The 16,699-nt window shown below is 68.4% G+C and carries 12 protein-coding genes; 6 read left to right on the top strand and 6 right to left on the bottom strand.

What is annotated here, in order from left to right:
• Window positions 1–367: 367 nt before the first annotated feature.
• Window positions 368–2,455, bottom strand: a complete 2,088-nt coding sequence (locus IG65_RS0124365; protein ID WP_030517274.1) for an AMP-binding protein — start codon at window positions 2,453–2,455, stop codon at window positions 368–370.
• 263 nt (window positions 2,456–2,718) lie between these two features.
• On the opposite strand from IG65_RS0124365, the gene IG65_RS0124360 reads away from it, so the two are divergent.
• Window positions 2,719–3,729 (top strand): alpha/beta hydrolase family protein, encoded by a 1,011-nt coding sequence (locus IG65_RS0124360; RefSeq protein WP_063833745.1) that lies wholly within the window; start codon window positions 2,719–2,721, stop codon window positions 3,727–3,729.
• 9 nt (window positions 3,730–3,738) lie between these two features.
• Here IG65_RS0124360 and IG65_RS0124355 read toward each other — a convergent pair whose 3' ends face one another.
• The 3 genes from IG65_RS0124355 to IG65_RS0124345 all read right to left on the bottom strand — a co-directional run bounded on the left by IG65_RS0124355 (window position 3,739) and on the right by IG65_RS0124345 (window position 6,366).
• The gene (locus IG65_RS0124355; RefSeq protein WP_195076789.1) at window positions 3,739–4,551 is read right to left on the bottom strand and encodes an SAM-dependent methyltransferase; all 813 of its coding nucleotides are present in this window, start codon (window positions 4,549–4,551) and stop codon (window positions 3,739–3,741) included.
• Between the two features lie 5 nt (window positions 4,552–4,556).
• A complete protein-coding gene (locus IG65_RS0124350) occupies window positions 4,557–5,855 on the bottom strand; it encodes a diguanylate cyclase domain-containing protein (protein WP_051756786.1) in 1,299 nt (432 codons plus the stop codon).
• Between the two features lie 175 nt (window positions 5,856–6,030).
• On the bottom strand, window positions 6,031–6,366 hold the full coding sequence (locus IG65_RS0124345; protein WP_030517270.1) for an Lsr2 family protein: 336 nt from the start codon (window positions 6,364–6,366) through the stop codon (window positions 6,031–6,033).
• A 346-nt stretch (window positions 6,367–6,712) separates the two neighbouring features.
• Here IG65_RS0124345 and IG65_RS0124340 point away from each other — a divergent pair, with 346 nt between their 5' ends.
• Together IG65_RS0124340 and IG65_RS0124335 are read left to right on the top strand one after the other, a co-directional pair.
• Window positions 6,713–7,726, top strand: a complete 1,014-nt coding sequence (locus tag IG65_RS0124340) for a cation diffusion facilitator family transporter (RefSeq protein ID WP_030517269.1) — start codon at window positions 6,713–6,715, stop codon at window positions 7,724–7,726.
• A gap of 68 nt (window positions 7,727–7,794) precedes the next feature.
• Complete coding sequence (locus IG65_RS0124335) at window positions 7,795–8,784, top strand: cytochrome c oxidase assembly protein (protein ID WP_030517268.1); 990 nt, start codon at window positions 7,795–7,797, stop codon at window positions 8,782–8,784.
• A gap of 71 nt (window positions 8,785–8,855) precedes the next feature.
• Here IG65_RS0124335 and lexA read toward each other — a convergent pair whose 3' ends face one another.
• On the bottom strand, window positions 8,856–9,626 hold the full coding sequence (lexA, locus tag IG65_RS0124330) for a transcriptional repressor LexA (protein WP_030517267.1): 771 nt from the start codon (window positions 9,624–9,626) through the stop codon (window positions 8,856–8,858).
• A 287-nt stretch (window positions 9,627–9,913) separates the two neighbouring features.
• Between lexA and IG65_RS36095 the strand changes: the two genes are divergently transcribed.
• From IG65_RS36095 to nrdR, 3 genes are all read left to right on the top strand, one after another.
• The gene (locus tag IG65_RS36095) at window positions 9,914–10,405 is read left to right on the top strand and encodes a LysM peptidoglycan-binding domain-containing protein (RefSeq protein ID WP_051756783.1); all 492 of its coding nucleotides are present in this window, start codon (window positions 9,914–9,916) and stop codon (window positions 10,403–10,405) included.
• Window positions 10,406–10,542: 137 nt separating this feature from the next.
• Entirely contained in the window at window positions 10,543–11,796 is a 1,254-nt protein-coding gene (locus IG65_RS0124320; protein ID WP_051756781.1) for a hypothetical protein, read from the top strand.
• Between the two features lie 160 nt (window positions 11,797–11,956).
• Window positions 11,957–12,433 carry a transcriptional regulator NrdR gene (gene nrdR, locus IG65_RS0124315; RefSeq protein WP_030517264.1) on the top strand — a complete coding sequence of 159 codons (477 nt, stop codon included), beginning with the start codon at window positions 11,957–11,959 and terminating at the stop codon, window positions 12,431–12,433.
• Between the two features lie 34 nt (window positions 12,434–12,467).
• Here the strand turns inward: nrdR and hrpA are convergent, their stop codons facing one another.
• Complete coding sequence (gene hrpA / locus IG65_RS0124310; RefSeq protein ID WP_030517263.1) at window positions 12,468–16,577, bottom strand: ATP-dependent RNA helicase HrpA; 4,110 nt, start codon at window positions 16,575–16,577, stop codon at window positions 12,468–12,470.
• Window positions 16,578–16,699: the final 122 nt, after the last annotated feature.

Here is a 16,699-nt window from a genome sequence, read left to right as displayed (position 1 = left end):
TGGCGTCGCCGGGCAGGGTGCCGCAGGGGGCGACGTTTTCGACGAAGTGGCCGACCATGTGCCGCGACAGCGACCACACATCCTTCAACGGCGACGACAGCAATTGACCGGACATGGTCAAACTGGGGCGCGTCGAGCCGGCGGTGGCCTCGCCGGAAGCGCCCGGTGCGGCGACGGGCCCCCGGGACGCGGTAGACCCTGGCGAGGCGGCAGAACCCGGCGTGGCAACAGACATTGGCGAAAACTTCCTTCCCCGCCCGTTTACTGCGCTGCCTTTATAACGTAACCGTAACGAGACCCCGATGGATGTATTTCGCTCATCCTCGTGACAAATGAGGATGTCACCCGGGTGCGCCCTGGTGAGCGGTCACAACTCGGCCGCCGGTTGGAACGGACCGGTCAGGTCGGCGCTCCCGCCGATCAGCAGCCGCTTGAGCACCTTGCCGGTCTCACCGCGCGGCAGTGCCGACAGGAAGGTGACATCGCGCGGCACCGAGAACCTGCTCAGCCGGTTGCGGACGTAGGTGCGGATCATGTCCGGGTCCAGGCCCGAACCCTCGCGCTTGACGATGAACGCGGCCAGCCGCTGCCCGAATTCGTGGTCCGGCACCCCGACCACGGCCACATCGGCGATCTGCGGCAGATGTGACAGCGCCTCCTCCACCGGCCGCGGGAAGACGTTCTCACCGCCCGAGATGATCATCTCGTCGTCGCGGCCGGCGATGAACAGCCGCCCATCGGCGTCCAGATACCCCAGGTCGCCGGTGTCGAGCATGCCGTCGGTCTCGTCCGGCGGCGCCGAATTGACGTATCCGTCGAACAGCATGTGATTGCCCACGAAGATGCGTCCGGTCGCGCCGACCGGCACGGGCGTGCGATCCGGGCCCAGCACAGCGATTTTGGTGCCGAGCGGTGGCAGCCCGGCGGTGGTCGGCGCGGCCCGCAGATCCTCGGGCGTGGCGATGGTCGCCCACGACACCTCGGTGGAGCCGTAGATGTTGTAGAGCACATCGCCGTAGTTGTCGGCGAATCGCAGGACGGTGGCACCGGCCAGCGGCGCCCCGCAACTCGCCGCGATCCGCAGGCTGGAGGTGTCGTAGCGGGCCCGCACATGGGTCGGCAGGTCCAGGATCCGCTGCACCATGGTCGGCACCAGAATCACCGTGCCGACCCGGTTTTCGGCTATCCGGCGCAGGGTGTCGCGGGCATCGAACTGCTCCGGCAGCACGACGGTGGCGCGCAGCGCGGTACTCAACTGCAGGGCGGCCAGCCCCCAGGTGTGGAACAGCGGTGCCGGGATGAGCATGGTGTCGTTCATGCGCAGCGGAATGCGCGACAGCAGCGCCGCCACCGTGGCGAAGCCCTTGGCGTGTGGGCGGCGCGCACCCTTCGGAGTGCCGCTGGTCCCGGAGGTCAGCACGATCAACCGGCCCGGCCGTGCGGGTTTGTCGAAACCGTTGTCGCCCTCGGTGATCAGATCCTCGATGGTGGTGCGCCCGGGTGCGCCGTCGTCGGTGGCGATGCGCACGATGTCGGAATGCAGGTAGTGGATCAGTTCTTCCAGCTCGGCGTCGACGAAGACGTGCGCCAGCCGGTGCCGCTGCACGATTTCCTCGATGCGCCGGGCCGACAGGCCCGCATTGAGCAGGATCGTGTCCACGCCGAGTTTGCCTGCCGCGACCATGGTTTCGACCATGCCGGCGTGATTGCGGGCCAGCAGGCCGATCGCGTCGCCGGTGCGCAGGCCCAGGCCGGCCATACCGCCCGCCAGTGCGGTGCTGCGCCGGTCGATGTCGGCGAAGGTGCGACTGCGCCGATCGTCGACGACGGCGATGCGGTGGGGGGAATGCGCGGCCGCGGCCGCGTAGCCGCCGGCGAGATTGAAACCCCACCGGGCGAGTCCGCGCAATTGCCCGACACTGCGATCCGGCCGCGCCGTGTGCACCACGCCCGTTCCGAGGATGTGGCGAGCCACGTCCGCGCGCCGCCGCAGCGGAGAGTTCTCGCGGTTGATCACGACCGAAGTCGGTGCGGCCGTGACCAGTTCGCGCAGCCGCCGCAGTCCGGCGTCGAGCCAGGCGAGCGCGCCGGCGGTCGAGGCGCGCGCGGCGACCGGATGTATCCGGCCGGCGGCGAAACAGGTGATCACGGCCCGGGTGCCGCCCTCGATATCGCGTAGCCGCACGGAGGCGAAACTTCCGGTCGCCGCGCAGTACAACTCGAAGGCCTCCCCGCGCGGGCCCACCCGCACCGTCAGCGACAGCGTCCGGATCTCGGTGTCGGCGGTTCCGATGCGCAGCTGCCACAGCGGCGCGCCGGCGACGGTCTCGAGCCGTTCACAGGCGCCGATCCCGGTGAAGATGCGCGGATACAGCTGCGGGTCGATGAGCAGCTCCCAGACGGCGCTGCGCTCGACCGGCAGCTCGACGGCGGTGTCGAAAACCTCGGTAGCCAACTTCTTACACTTCTCGCGGGCCGGTTCTTCGAGCGCACCGGCGGGAATTCCTTTGTAACCGGTATTGATTTCGCGCAGAAGATGCCTTGTGACAATTCCCGGAGGGCCCGGGGGCACGGTTGTGAGTTGGCCGCCGATCCTGCGATGCGTGATGTGCGTCGCAGTCCGGAACGGAACGTCGTCCGCCGCTCCGATCGTTGAGCCAGCGGCTGTCCCGCGTCACAACGGTGCCGGACCCCGCCGGAAAAGGATGTGTGAGCTGGATGAGCAGGCGATTCGGGTCACGGTACCGGCGCCCGGCGGTGTTGTGCCTGGCACTGGCGGCCGTGGTGGCGCTGTCGAGCGGCGTCGCCGCGGCGACCGACGGATCGGCGTCCGCGGACGGATCCCGGATCGACCGGATCATCGATATCGACGCCCGCCACGCCACGCTCGTCGTGTACTCGGCGGCCATGGACCGCACGATCAGCATGCGGGTACTGCGCCCGGCCGACACCTCGCGGCCGGGTCCGGTGCTGTATCTGCTCGACGGCGCGGAGGACGGCATCGGGTCCGGCGGCATCGAAACCTCGTGGGAAACCCGCACCGACATCGACGCTTTCACCGCCGACAAGGACGTCACCGTGGTGAACATCCTCGACGGCCGCTACACGTACTACACCGATTGGCTCGCCGACGATCCGGTGCTGGGCCGCAACGAATGGACGACCTTCCTGACGCGGGAACTTCCGCCGCTCGTCGACGCCGCGCTGCACACCTCGGGCCGCAATGCGATTGCGGGGGTGTCGATGTCGGCGACCTCGGTCCTCGCGCTGGCGCAGGCTGCTCCCGGACTGTACGCCGCGGTGGGGTCGTTCAGCGGATGCGCCCGGACCGGAACCGATCCGGGCCGGCGCTTCGTGCAGGCGGTGGTGGCCTCCGGCGGCGGAAATCCGTGGAACATGTGGGGCCCGGACGGTTCGCCCGGCTGGATCGACGCCGATCCCAGCACCGCGGCGAATCTGGAAAAGCTCCGGGGGACAGAGCTTTTCGTGACCGCTGGGGTGCCGCGCCCCGGCGGTGCGACGAACGGCCCGGCTGTCGCCGATCCCGCCGGAGGCAATGCGCTGGAATCGGTGGTCGCGCAGTGCACCCGGCACCTGCAGGACGCGACCGAGGTTCTCGGAATTCCCGCCACCTACCGCTACACGCCGGGCGGGCTGCACGACTGGCCGTATTGGGAGCGGTCCCTGCACGAGGCGTGGCCGAGTTTCGCGCGGGCGCTCGCCGATTAGCAGCCCGGATCAGGGTTTGCGGGCCACACCCGCATAGCCGTCGAGGGGCCGGACCTCCGGCAGGGGCTCGTCCGGATCCGGTCGCCACCGGGCCAGATATTCCAGGCCGGGTTCGACCAGGACCAGATCGCCGAGCAGTTCCATGATCTCGGCGCGGGTGCGCAGCCGATCGCCGCGGCCGGTCACGCGTTCGGTCACCGCGAGCATGCGGTCCATCTGCTCGGGCGGTCCCTCACTGGTCAGATGCGACAGCGCCAGATAACTTCCGGAGGCGATGGTGGCGCGCAGTCGCTCGAATACCGTCGCGGCCAGCGCATCGTCGGCGACGAAATGCAGCATCGATACGAGCAGGACGGCGACCGGCCGGTCGAAATCCAGCAGCTCCCGGACCTGCGGATGTTCCAGTACCCCATCGATATCGGTGAAATCGCCGTGCACCGCGGTGGCGTTCGGATTGTCGGCCAGCAGCTTGCGGCTCATGGTCACCGCGACCGGATCGATATCGACATAGACCACTCGCGCGCCCGGCACGACGCGCTGCGCGATCTCGTGCACGTTGCCCGCGGTCGGAATTCCGGAGCCCAGATCGAGGAATTGGTCGATACCCGCCTCGGCGAGAAAACCCACCGCACGCTGCAAAAACGCGCGGTTGGCGCGGGCCGTGCGCGGTACTTCGGGAATGACCTCGATCATTTGCGCGGCGACCGCCCGATCCACCTCGAAATTGGCGAATCCTCCGAGCAGATAGTCGTAAACTCGCGCCGGGCTGGGAATCCTGGGGTCGATGTCGTCGGCCGCCCAGTCGGGTAACAGAGGTTGCACGCAGCTCATCCTAGGCCGCGCACCCGGGCGGCGACATCGGTCGCATGAAGGACCCAGCGGTTGCGTCCGCTGGCCTTCGCGCGATACAGCCCGGCGTCGGCGGCATCGAGCAGCCGCTCGGCGTCGGTGCCGGTGACCGGGGTGACGATCGCGCCGATACAGGCCGAGATCATCAGGTCGTGGTTGTCGACGAGGATGGGTTCGGTCAGCGCGTCGAGCAGGCGCTGCGCGACCGTGGCGATGTGCTCGGTGTCGCAGGTCGGCCGCACCAGCCCGACGAATTCGTCGCCGCCCACCCGAGCCAGCAGGATCGCCGGGACGGCCGCGGAGAGCCGGTCCGCGACCGCGACCAGCAGGCGATCACCCACTCCGTGGCCGTAGGTGTCGTTGACCGATTTGAATCCGTCGAGGTCGATGAAACACAAGCCGATGCAGTCCTCGGTCTCGGCGTCGGTGATGATGGCCGAGAGCACTTCCACCAGTTGCCGCCGATTGGGCAGGCCGGTGAGCGGATCCAGGCGGGCCTGGCGATGTAATTCGGCCTGCAATTCCCGCCGCTGTGTGGTGTCTTCGCCGACCACCAGCAGATAGGCCGCGCGCCCGCCGGTCGCCGGCACCAGGGTGATCGCCCAGGTGGCCCACCCGTCGACACCTTCGGGCCGGGGATAGCGCAATTCCATCCGGACCGTGCCCGAGCCGGCGTGCAAAAGTTCGCCCAGCACGCGGCGCCGCAATTCCACTCGGTCGTCCGGATGGATCAGATCGGTGACACCGCGTTCGAGCAGATACTCGCGGCTCACGCCCAGCATCGCGGCCATGGCCGGATTCACGTCGACCACCCGGCCCTCGCCGTCACCGATGCCGATGGCGATGGCGGCATTGTCGAATACCACCCGGAATCGCGCCTCGGCGGCATTGCGGGCATCGGCCATCGCCGAGTGCAACATTTCCTGATGCCGTGCCCGGGTGGCGAGTAACTCCTCGGTATATCCGCGGGCCATCTCGCCCAGTACGGCGAGCACCCGATCGCCCGGGGGGAAGGTGGTGGTGGCCAGCGGTGTCAGCGCGCGGGCGGAGCGGGGCATGACCTGCGGATCGGTGAGGTTGGCGCGCACCAGCGCGGCGCCGATCGCGGCCGCGGGCGCCGCGTCGAAGGGTTCCGCCCGCACGATGGTGACGAGCTGCTGGAGCAATCCCAGCAGCAGGTGCTCGAGCTCGCGCATGGACATGGGAACGAAACCGGTGTCGGCGATCGCGATACGCCATCGCCGAGCCAGTTCACCGACCCCGGTTTCCCCTGTCATGCACACCAACCCCGCCTCGGAACCAACTCCAGCGACTTGTGAGTACGGCGCGGCGCCGAACCAGAGAACCAGATTACCGCGCCGAGCGGGCCCGCTAGATCACGGCTGTGGCGTGATGCTGCGGGCCCGCTCGGTATGTACGGTGTGCGATCTCGGTGGAAAGATCGGATGCCGGCTACTTGCTCGCTTTGTGATAGGCGGCGACAACCTCGGAGGAAATGCGGCCGCGCGCGGAGACGTTATAGCCGTGTTTCTTGGCCCATTCCCGGATCGCCACCGTCTGCTCGCGGTCGGCCGCGGACTTCGTACGGGTGCCGCCGCCGGACTTCAAGCGGCCGACCTTGCGGGCCTTTTCCGTCCAGGGTTCGAGTGCCCCGCGCAGCTTCCCGGCATTCAATGTCGACAGGTCGATTTCATACGCCACACCGTCGATCGAGAACTGCACGGTCTCATCCGCTTTGGACTTCCCGTCGTAATCATCGATGAGTGTGACGGTGACTTTCTTGGCCATGATCGAGCCCTTTCGCACTGACACGGAGCAACTGGGATTGTGTATACCGTACCGTAGTGCGACCGGCCGTAGTGAATCCGGTGCTATTCGGGCGTTTTCGATCGTGAATGTTCCCGGAATGCGAAAAGAATCGGCGGGACGCATTTAGTGCGGGCACGGCAAAAGTTATCGGAATGCTCGCGGTCTTCGGACACTACTCGGGAGTTCGGATCGCGCGGTTCGGATAAAGGGAGCGGTGCGCGGGTACCCGGCTGCCGGGCCTCGCGGTGCGCGGAGCAGGGGATATTGCACACATAGCGATGTATGCATATGATGACGAGCGAAGCGACGGAGAGGAGTTTCGGGCATGGGCGCCGGACATACACACGGCTCGGGCCACGGGCATGCGCACAGTCATGCGCACGCCACTCCCGACAGCGATCGGCGCTGGCTCGCCGGGGCGCTCGCGGTCATCGTGGTCTTCCTCCTCGGCGAGGTGGTCGTCGGTGTGGTGGCCGGATCACTGGCCCTGTTGTCGGATGCCGCGCACATGCTCACCGACGCCGCCTCGATCGCGTTGGCGCTGTGGGCAATTCGTCTCGCGGCGCGACCGCCGGCCGGGCGGATGACCTTCGGCTGGAAGCGGGTCGAAATCCTGTCCGCGCAAGCCAACGGCCTGACGCTGCTGGTGTTGTCGGCCTGGCTGTTCTACGAGGCGATCCGCCGCCTGATCCAGCCGCCGTCGGTCACCGGTGGGCTCGTACTCGCCACAGCGCTCGTGGGTGTGGTCGTGAATCTCGCCGCCACCTGGATGATTTCCCGGGCCAATCGCAGCAGCCTGAATGTCGAGGGCGCGTTCCAGCACATCCTCACCGATCTCTACGCCTTCCTCGCGACCGCGGTGGCCGGAGTGATCATCATGGTCACCGGATTCGAACGCGCCGACGCGATAGCGACGCTGGTGGTGGTCGCGTTGATGGTCAAGGCGGGCGTCGGCCTGGTCCGCGCGTCGAGCCGGATATTCCTCGAGGCCGCCCCGGCCGATATCGATCCGGCGGCGGTGGGTGTGGGCATGGCGGCCCGTGACGGGGTGGTCGAGGTGCACGACCTGCACATCTGGGAAATCACCTCGGGGTCTCCAGCGCTCTCGGCGCACGTGCTGGTCGAGCCCGGCCGCGACTGTCACGCGGTGCGTCAGGATCTGGCGCAGTGGCTGGCCGCCGACCATCACATCGAGCACGCCACGCTGCAGGTGGATCACGCACAGCCCGAACTGATCGAACTCGGGGCCGGTTCGAGTGGCCACTGCGCCCAGGCGCACGGCCCCGCGCACCGGTCGCAGGATGTCGCGCACGCCCACGAATCCGGTAATCGGAACTAACCGGACACCCCACCGGACCGGCGCAAACGCCCCGGGACGCCGGGTGGATACTGGCTGCCGTGGGATGGATCGACACGCCGCTGACCGTGCAGTCCGTCATCGAGGAATGGCGCTGGGACACCTCGACCATCGTGGTGACCGCCGCGTTGGGGCTCGGCTACGGCCTGGCTCGCCGGCGCGCCGATCGGCGCGGTAGCACGGAGTCGGCGGGACGCAGCTGGGCGTTCGGCGCGGTCGGCCTCTTAGTGTGGTTGCTGACCGGCATCAGCGTGATCGGCGTGTATTCCGGGACCCTCTTCTGGATGCGGGCACTGCAAATCCTGCTGCTGCTCTACGTGGTGCCGTTCGGCCTCGCGACCGGGCGGCCGCTGACCGTGGTGCGGGATTCGCTGGGCGCCGCCGGACGAGCGAGGATGGAACGCGTGCTGGCCTCGGCGCCGGCGCGGGTGGTGACCTATCCGCTGGTCTCCTCGATCGCCATCCTGGCCACTCCCTGGCTGCTGATCCTGACCCCGTGGTACGAAGCCGTCCTGCGGCACGGCGTGGTCGACGCCCTCACCCGAATGCTGCTGGTGGCCGTCGGCTTCCTGTACTTCTATTCGCGGCTGCAGACCGATCCGGTGCCGCACCGCTATTCGCAGGCCCTCTCGTTGTTGATCACGATTTTCGAGTCGCTGGCAGACGGGGTGCTGGGGTTGGTGCTGTGGTTCGGGCCGCTGGTCGCGGTGGACTACTACACCGAGGTGGGCCGGACCTGGGGCCCGGATCTGCGCATGGATCAGATCATCGGCGCGGGCATCATCTGGGTGCTCGGCGACGTGCTCGGCCTGCCCTACCTGCTGACGCTGATGCGGTCGTGGGCGGCCGACGAACGACGCAACGCCGCGAAAATGGACGCCGAACTCGATGCGGCCGAAGAACTTTCGGCGCCACCGGCCGACGCGGACGCGCGGACCTCGCCCGCGCCCGCCGCGGCGACGGCGAGCGCGGAGGCGCCGGTCCAGAGCGGCCTGTGGTGGGAAAACGATCCCATGCTGCGCGACCGCTTCCGGCGCTGACGGAATGCGCCCGTCCGGACGGCTACCGCTTCCTGCCGCCGGCCGGGCTGTCGCACCCGGATCTCGCGCACTCAGATCTTCCGGATCACCGTGACTACCTTGCCCAGGATCTGGGCGTCGTTACCGTCGATCGGATCGAACAGCGGGTTGTGCGGAATCAGCCAGACCTGGTCGCCGGTGCGTTTGAACGTCTTGACCGTCGCCTCGCCCTCGATCATCGCCGCGACGATATCGCCGTTGTCGGCGACATTCTGCTGGCGGACGACCACCCAGTCGCCGTCGCAGATCGCCGCGTCGACCATCGATTCGCCGACGACCTTCAGCAGGAACAGCGAACCCTCGCCGACCAGTTCGCGCGGCAGCGGGAACACGTCCTCGACGGCCTGTTCCGCGAGGATCGGCCCACCGGCGGCGATGCGGCCCAGCACCGGCACATAGGTGGGCGCCGGGGTTGCATCGGAAGTTTCGGTCGCCACCGCGCGCAGCACCGGCGCGGCACCGGCCGCGCGCACGGCGGTCTCGTCCAGGCCGCGGACGTCGACCGCACGCGGACGGTTGGGATCGCGGCGCAGATACCCCTTGCGCTCGAGTGCCCGGAGCTGATGCGCGACCGACGAGGTGGAGGTGAGTCCGACCGCATCGCCGATCTCGCGGATGCTCGGGGGATAGCCGCGTTCGTTCACCGAGGTCCGGATGACCTCGAGTACCTTGCGCTGGCGGACGGTGAGATCCGCTCCGTTGCCGGGGGTTTCGGTGTCACCGGCCGGCGCCGGGGCGCCGTCGGGGGAGACCGTGCCGCTTCCGGCCGCCTCCTCGTGTCCGACCACCGTACGTTCGCTCACGCTCGCCGTCCTCCATTCGTCTGTCTGCCGGGGCGTGTGTCTGCCGGGTTCTGCCGGCGCCGGGTTCTGCCGGCGCCGCCGGATCGCGTGTTTCGAATGTAGTCCGCCCGCGGCCAGGTTTCAAACATCTGTTCGACGCATGTCGGCGTGGCTGGTGACTTTGTCGGTCCGGCGTGGTAAGAATTCGAACATCAGTTCGTCGAACAGATGAGCGAATACGCCACCACTCTCATATCCCTGTGATCCATCAGCCCAGCACTCGTCACAGCATTCATGGAGGTCGTCAGATGCGTACCGCGGTCGATGAATTCAGCACGATCGGCACCCGGACCGGTTCGGCCGGCGGTGCCCCCGTCCGCACCGTGCGGCCGGTCCGGCGCCACGGCCGGGCCGACCTGCGGCGCCCCCGCGGCCTGTATCGCCCGCACGCCGTGGTGGGCTACGACCGAGTGCCGGCCGCTGCGCCGGCCCGCGGGCCCCATCCGCTCCAGCGGGTGGAACAAGCCCGCATCGGGCTCGCGACCCTCGCGGCGACCGCCCTGCTCACCGCGGCGGCGGTCTGTGGGCTGATGGGCGTGGCACAGCTGCGCGACGCGGATGGTACGGCGTCCACCCAGACCGTCCAGGTGCAGCCGGGTGAGTCGCTGGCCGACCTCGCGCAGCGGGTGGCGCCGGGAGATCCGGTGCGCGACACGGTGGCCCGCATCGTGGAGTTGAACGGATTGCGCGGCGCCGAGGTGGCCGCCGGACGCACTCTCGTGGTTCCGGCATCGCGATAAAGACGTGGTCGGGGGCCTGGATGACCGCGAATCCGCGTGGCCGGATTTATTGATCCAGAACTGAAACATGTTGCTACTCTGCTCGGAATGTGATCGGGGCTACATTCGCCGCCAACAGATTTCGAGGACGAGGCATCATGGCGCACACCCTCCAGCGGGCGCTGCCGCGACTGTTCGCACACGCGGCCGCACTGCTCATCTGTTTCGTCATCGCCGGTGCCGCGGCGCCCGCGGTACGCGCGGAGGCGGGATACACCGCATATCTGGACATTCCCGTGGTGAACGGGGCGGGAGAGAGCGCCGGTGGCCTGAATCCCGAGCTGCCGCTGGACATTTCGACGCTGCGTGCGGCACTGGACCAGGCCCGCGCCGACGGAGTCGCACCGTCGCGGTATGCGGCACTGCTACATCAGTATTGGCTCACGGTGGCGACCGCCGGTGCCGATATCGACCTGGCCGCGTGGGATCCGATCCGGGGAGTTGCCGCCAATTCGCGCACCTTCACCCAGGTCTACGTGAACTACCTGCGGCTGACGACCGCCCACCCCGAGTTCTACTGGACCGGGCTGGCCGGACTGGCGGGCGGCTCGTTCGCCTCCGGCTTCTTCGACATGAGCGACGTGGCAACGATTCTCAGCGTGCCGGGTATTCATCAGCTCGGCGGCGCGGTCGCGGATCTGCTGCGAGCCACACCGCCACAGCTCGTCGCGGCGCTACCCGCCGACATCCGGCTCTTGGCCAGCGAGGGGCCCCGGCTCACCGCCGAGGATCTGGCATGGTTCCAGACCCGGCTGATGGTCATGCAGAAGCACATCTTCCTCGACCAGGTGCCGATGCACGAGGCCTATATCGCGGGAGGGTTGCCCGCGATCGAGGAGATGTACGCCGCCGGTGTGCTCGACGACAATGCCGTCCAGGCCTGGCGCTCGCTCGCCACCGGCACGGTCACCGGATACAACGACGCGCTGATGCGGATGACCGATCGCGAACAGAATCAGATCATCGCCGATCAATGGGATGTGACGTCGCAGGGGCGGGGCGCGATGGGCCGGGTGATGACCTACGTCAGCACCGTGGCGGCAAAGCCGGCGGTACCCGGCGTGCGCGCACCCGGTGTGTTCGCACCGACCACCGTCTCGGCGGAGGTCGACGGTCGCACGATGACGCTGCGCACCCCGTTGCCCGACTTCAACTGGGCCGACCGCGACCCGCGCTGGACCTACATCACCGGCGATCTGGTGCCGTGCTACGAACGCATGCAGGCCACTCCGGGCCTGGCCCGCCAGGTGCTGTCGGTGCCGTTCGCCGGTGATCTCGCCGCCGGGCGATTGCTGAATCGCCTGCCGGATCTGCTCACCGACCTGACGAGCCAGTGGCAACTGACGGCGTGAGCGGCTCCGGTCGCGGGTCCGCATGGGCCGTCCTCAACACCGTCCGGGTATCCTGAAAGACGCTCAGGACATACGTGGCGAGTGCGCCTGTATCGGCGGAACAAGGTCGAGGGCAGGCAGCTCGTCGCGAACCGACGCAGGCATCGACGAAGGATCCCGGATGCATTGCCCGTACTGTCGGCACCCGGATTCGCGGGTGGTCGACTCGCGTGAGGCCGAGGAAGGCAGCGCGATCAGGCGCCGCCGCGCGTGTCCGCAGTGCGGTCGCCGCTTCACCACGGTCGAGACCGCGATCCTCTCGGTGGTCAAACGCAGCGGTGTCACCGAACCGTTCAGCCGCGAGAAGGTGATCCGTGGCGTCCGCCGCGCCTGCCAGGGGCGTGAGGTCGACGATGATGCCCTGAACCTGCTCGCCCAGCAGGTCGAGGACGCGGTGCGAGCGAAGGGCTCTCCGGAGGTACCGAGCCACGAAGTCGGTCTTGCCATCCTCGGGCCGTTGCGCGATCTCGACGAGGTCGCCTATCTGCGTTTCGCATCGGTCTACCGGTCCTTCAGCTCCGCCGACGATTTCGAACGCGAGATCGCCGATCTGCGCCGCCATCGCGCCGAACGATCGGTGACCGCCGGCGCCGACTGATCAACTCGGCCGGGTGATCAGCGGGGCCGGGTGATCAGCGGGATCGGGCGCCGGCGGGCGCCGCGCCGATGCCGTCGATGGCCTTGACGATTCGCTTGGCGGACACCGGATACGGCGTACCCAGCTGCTGGGCGAACAGGCTCACCCGCAGTTCCTCGATCATCCACCAGATCTCGGTGACGTCGGCGGCCGTGCGACGCGCCTCCGGGAGGCGGTCGAGCAACCGCGCGTAGGCGGTGTGCACCCGATCCAGTTCGGCCGCGCCGTGGCGATCGCGATCGGCCGAGGCCGGCAACGCGAGCAGTCGTGCCTCGGCGGCGTGCAGATACCGCGGGATCTCGCGCAGCCGGGCACTGCCGAATTCGCTGACGAAACCGGCGAAGACCAGGTCGTCGAGCTGCCCGGCCACATCGACGGCGATATCGCGATCGGTGGTGTCGGCCAGGGCGGTGCGCACCCGGTGCGCGGCCGCCAGCACCGGAACCACCAGCGCGAGGATGCGCGCGACCGCAGCGGCGAACTGTGGTCGAACCTGCTCGACGAGCCGGGTGAACTCTTCCGGGCTGCGCACCGGGCCACCGTGTGCGGCGATCAGCTCGTCGGCGGCGCAGGCGCGGCAGTCGTCGAGCAGCGCCTCCAGCGATCCGTACGGGTTCTGGCTCAACGCGAGGCGATCGGCGGCCGACAGCCCCGAGGTGACCGAGCGTTGCGCGGCCGGCATCTCGCGCAGCAGCAGCGCCCGGGTGCCGGTGCGCATCGCGGCACGCTGTGCCGCCGGTGAGGACAACACTCGCACCGCCACCCCGTCGCCCTCGCGGACCAGCGCGGGATAGCCGGTGATGGTCTGGCCGCCGACCTCACGCCGAACGGTCTGCGGCACGGTGCCCAGCGTCTGCGCCGTCCACACCGTCGCCGGCGCCTTCTCGGCCGCACTCGTCGCCTTCGCCACCGACTGTGAAATCTGCTGGGAGAGTTGTGTTTTCAAGGTGGCGAGGCTCTTGCCACGGGCGAGGTGCGCGCCGTCGGGACCGACGACGGCGAACGTCATCCGCAGGTGATCGGGCAGAGCGGCGGGGTCGAGGTCGGCCGGGGCGATCGAGGTCGACGCCAGTGCCGACAATTCCCGGGCCAGTCCGCTGCGCAATGGTTCCGCGCGCGGAGTCAGCCGCGCCAACGCGGCCTTCGCGAAGTCCGGCGCGGGAACGACACTGCGGCGCAGCTGTTTCGGCAGGGTCTTGATCAGTGCGGCGGCGAGTTCCTCGCGCATACCGGGAACCAGCCAGTCGAAGCCCACGGCACGAACGTGGGCGAGTTGGGCGACCGGGATGTGCACGGTCACGCCGTCGTCGGCCTGTCCCGGCTCGAACTGGTAGGTGAGCGGGAAAGTCAGCTCGCCCTGCCGCCAGCTGTCCGGGTAGGCGGCCGGATCCAGCTGGGCCGCTTGCGCATTGACCACGGTGGCGGTCGAGAAGTCCAGCAGATGCGGATCCTCGCGCTCGGCCTTGCGCCACCAGCTGTCGAAATGCCGCACCGACACCACGTCGGCGGGAATGCGCTGCTCGTAGAAATCGAACAGCACCTGGTCGTCGACGAGGATGTCGCGCCGCCGTGCCCGATGCTCCAGATCGGCCACATCGTCGAGCAGTTCGCGGTTGCGGTGGAAGAACCGGTGCCGCGTCTGCCATTCGCCCTGGACCAGTGCGTGCCGGATGAACAGCTCCCGCGACAGCTGGGCATCGATGCGGCCGAAGTCGACGCGACGCTGGGTGACCAGCGGAATGCCGTAGAGGGTGACCCGCTCGTAGGCCATCGCCGCGCCGCGCCGGGAGGACCAGTGCGGTTCGGAGTAGTTGCGTTTGACCAGATCGCCGGCGAGCCGTTCGGCCCATTCGGGCTCGATCCGCGCGGCCATCCGGCCCCACAGTCGCGAGGTTTCCACCAGTTCGGCCGCCATCACCCAGCGCGGCGGCTTCTTCGCCAGCGCCGAGCCGGGGAAGATCATGAACTTCGCGCCGCGCGCACCGAGGAACTCCCGCGATTCGGCCTCGCGCACCCCGATATGCGACAGCATGCCCGCCAGCAGCGCGCGATGGATCGAGTCCCCGTCCCACGGCAGGGCTTCCGGATTCTGTTGCGGCGCGATGGATTCCGCGGCCGACCAGCCGAGGCTTTTCGTGATGGTGCGCAGCTGCCCTTGCAGATCCTGCCATTCCCGGATGCGCAGGTAGTGCAGGAACTCGTCGCGGCACAGTCGCCGGAACTGATTGGATGACAACGACTTCCGCTGTCCACGCAAATAGTCCCACAAACGCAGATAGGCGAGGAAATCCGAGCCTTCGACGGTGAAGCGGGCGTGTTTGGTGTCGGCGGCCTGCTGGAATTCGGCCGGCCGTTCCCGCACGTCCTGGATCGACAGCGCCGCGACGATGACCAGCACCTCGGACAGGCATCCGTTCGCCTCGGCGGCGACGAGCATGCGCGCCATCCGCGGATCGACCGGAAGTTGGGCCATCTGCCGTCCCACCGCGGTGAGTGCCAGCTCGTCCCCGCCCTCCGGCGCGCGCACATGGCCCCCGGTGGCGCCTTCGCTGCCGCGTCCGCGGCGACGGCGCGCACCACGAGCCGGCACGGGCGCCTCGGCGGGACGCCCGAGAGCGCCGAGTTCCAGTAGGAGCGCGATACCGTCGCGGATCGCCCGCCGGTCCGGCGCCTCGACGAACGGGAAGCTCTCGATGTCGCCGAGCCCCAGTGCGGTCATCTGCAGGATGACCGCGGCCAGGTTCGTGCGCAGAATCTCCGGTTCGGTGAACGCGGGGCGCGCCTCGAAGTCCTCCTCGGAGTAGAGCCGGATGCAGATGCCGTCGGCCACGCGTCCGCAGCGCCCGGAACGCTGCCGTGCGGAGGCCTGGGAGATCGGCTCGATCGGCAGGCGCTGCACCTTGGTGCGCATCGAATAGCGGGAGATGCGCGCGGTGCCCGGATCCACCACGTAGCGGATACCCGGCACCGTGAGCGAGGTCTCGGCGACGTTGGTGGCCAGCACCACACGACGGCCGGTGTGCGGCTGGAAGACTCGATGCTGTTCGGCCGCCGACAAGCGTGCGTACAGCGGAACGATCTCGGTGCGCGGCAGTTTCAGATCGCGCAGCGTGTCGGCGGTATCGCGGATCTCGCGCTCACCGGAAAGGAATACCAGCACGTCGCCGTCGCCCTCGGCGAGCAGTTCGCGGACCGCGTCGCCGATGGCATCGGTCTGGTCGCGAGCGTCCTCGGCGCTGCCGCGCCCGCTCTGCCGGGCGCGACGAGGCGTCGGCTCCTCCTCGAAGTCGTCCTCGTCGTCGGTGCCGGCCATCTCCGGAGCCAGCGGGCGATACCGGATTTCGACCGGATAGGACCGCCCCGAGACCTCGACGATGGGCGCTGGCTCCCCGGAGTCCGCATCGGCGAAATGACGGGCGAACAGTTCCGGGTCGATGGTCGCCGAGGTGATGATCACCTTGAGATCCGGACGCTTCGGCAACAGCGACTTCAGATAGCCGAGCAGGAAGTCGATATTGAGGCTGCGCTCGTGCGCCTCGTCGATGATGATCGTGTCGTAGCGACGCAGCAGCCGGTCGCGCTGAATTTCGGCCAGCAGGATGCCGTCGGTCATCAGTTTGATCAGGGTGCGATCGGAGGCCTGATCGGTGAAGCGCACGGTGTAGCCGACCACGTCGCCGAGCTCGGTATCGAGTTCGGAGGCAATGCGTTCGGCCACCGTGCGGGCCGCGAGCCGCCGCGGCTGGGTGTGGCCGATGGTGCCGCGGATCCCGCGCCCGAGTTCGAGGCAGATCTTCGGGATCTGCGTGGTCTTACCCGACCCCGTCTCACCGGCGATCACGACGACCTGATGGGCGGCGATCGCCGCGGCGATATCGTCGCGATGGGCCGAGACGGGCAGTTGTTCGGGATAGCGAATCGCCGGGACCGCGCCGCGGCGGGTCTCGATGCGAGCCTGCGCGGCGGCGATCTCACGCTCCAGCCGTTCGATCTCGCCGTCGTTGCCGTGTGCCTTGTCCAGCCGTCGGCGCAGCCGGTGTTCGTCGCGGAGAGAGAGGTCGGCCAGGCGAGCGCGCAGCTCGCGGGTGGTGGCAGTCGAGGTCATTGCATCGACCAGCGTAGCGAAACCGGCCGTCCGGCCCGTTCCCGCGCTGGTCGGGGCGCCGGACGGTGAAGATAACCGAATCGTTGCTATCGGATGATCTTGGTACCCGGCGGGGGCCGGTT

This window comes from Nocardia sp. NRRL WC-3656, assembly GCF_000720265.1.
In the GTDB taxonomy this organism is placed as follows: Bacteria; Actinomycetota; Actinomycetes; order Mycobacteriales; family Mycobacteriaceae; genus Nocardia; species Nocardia nova.
The sequence above is the reverse complement of the archived record's forward strand: the minus strand, read 5'-3'. Positions and strand labels throughout refer to the sequence as shown.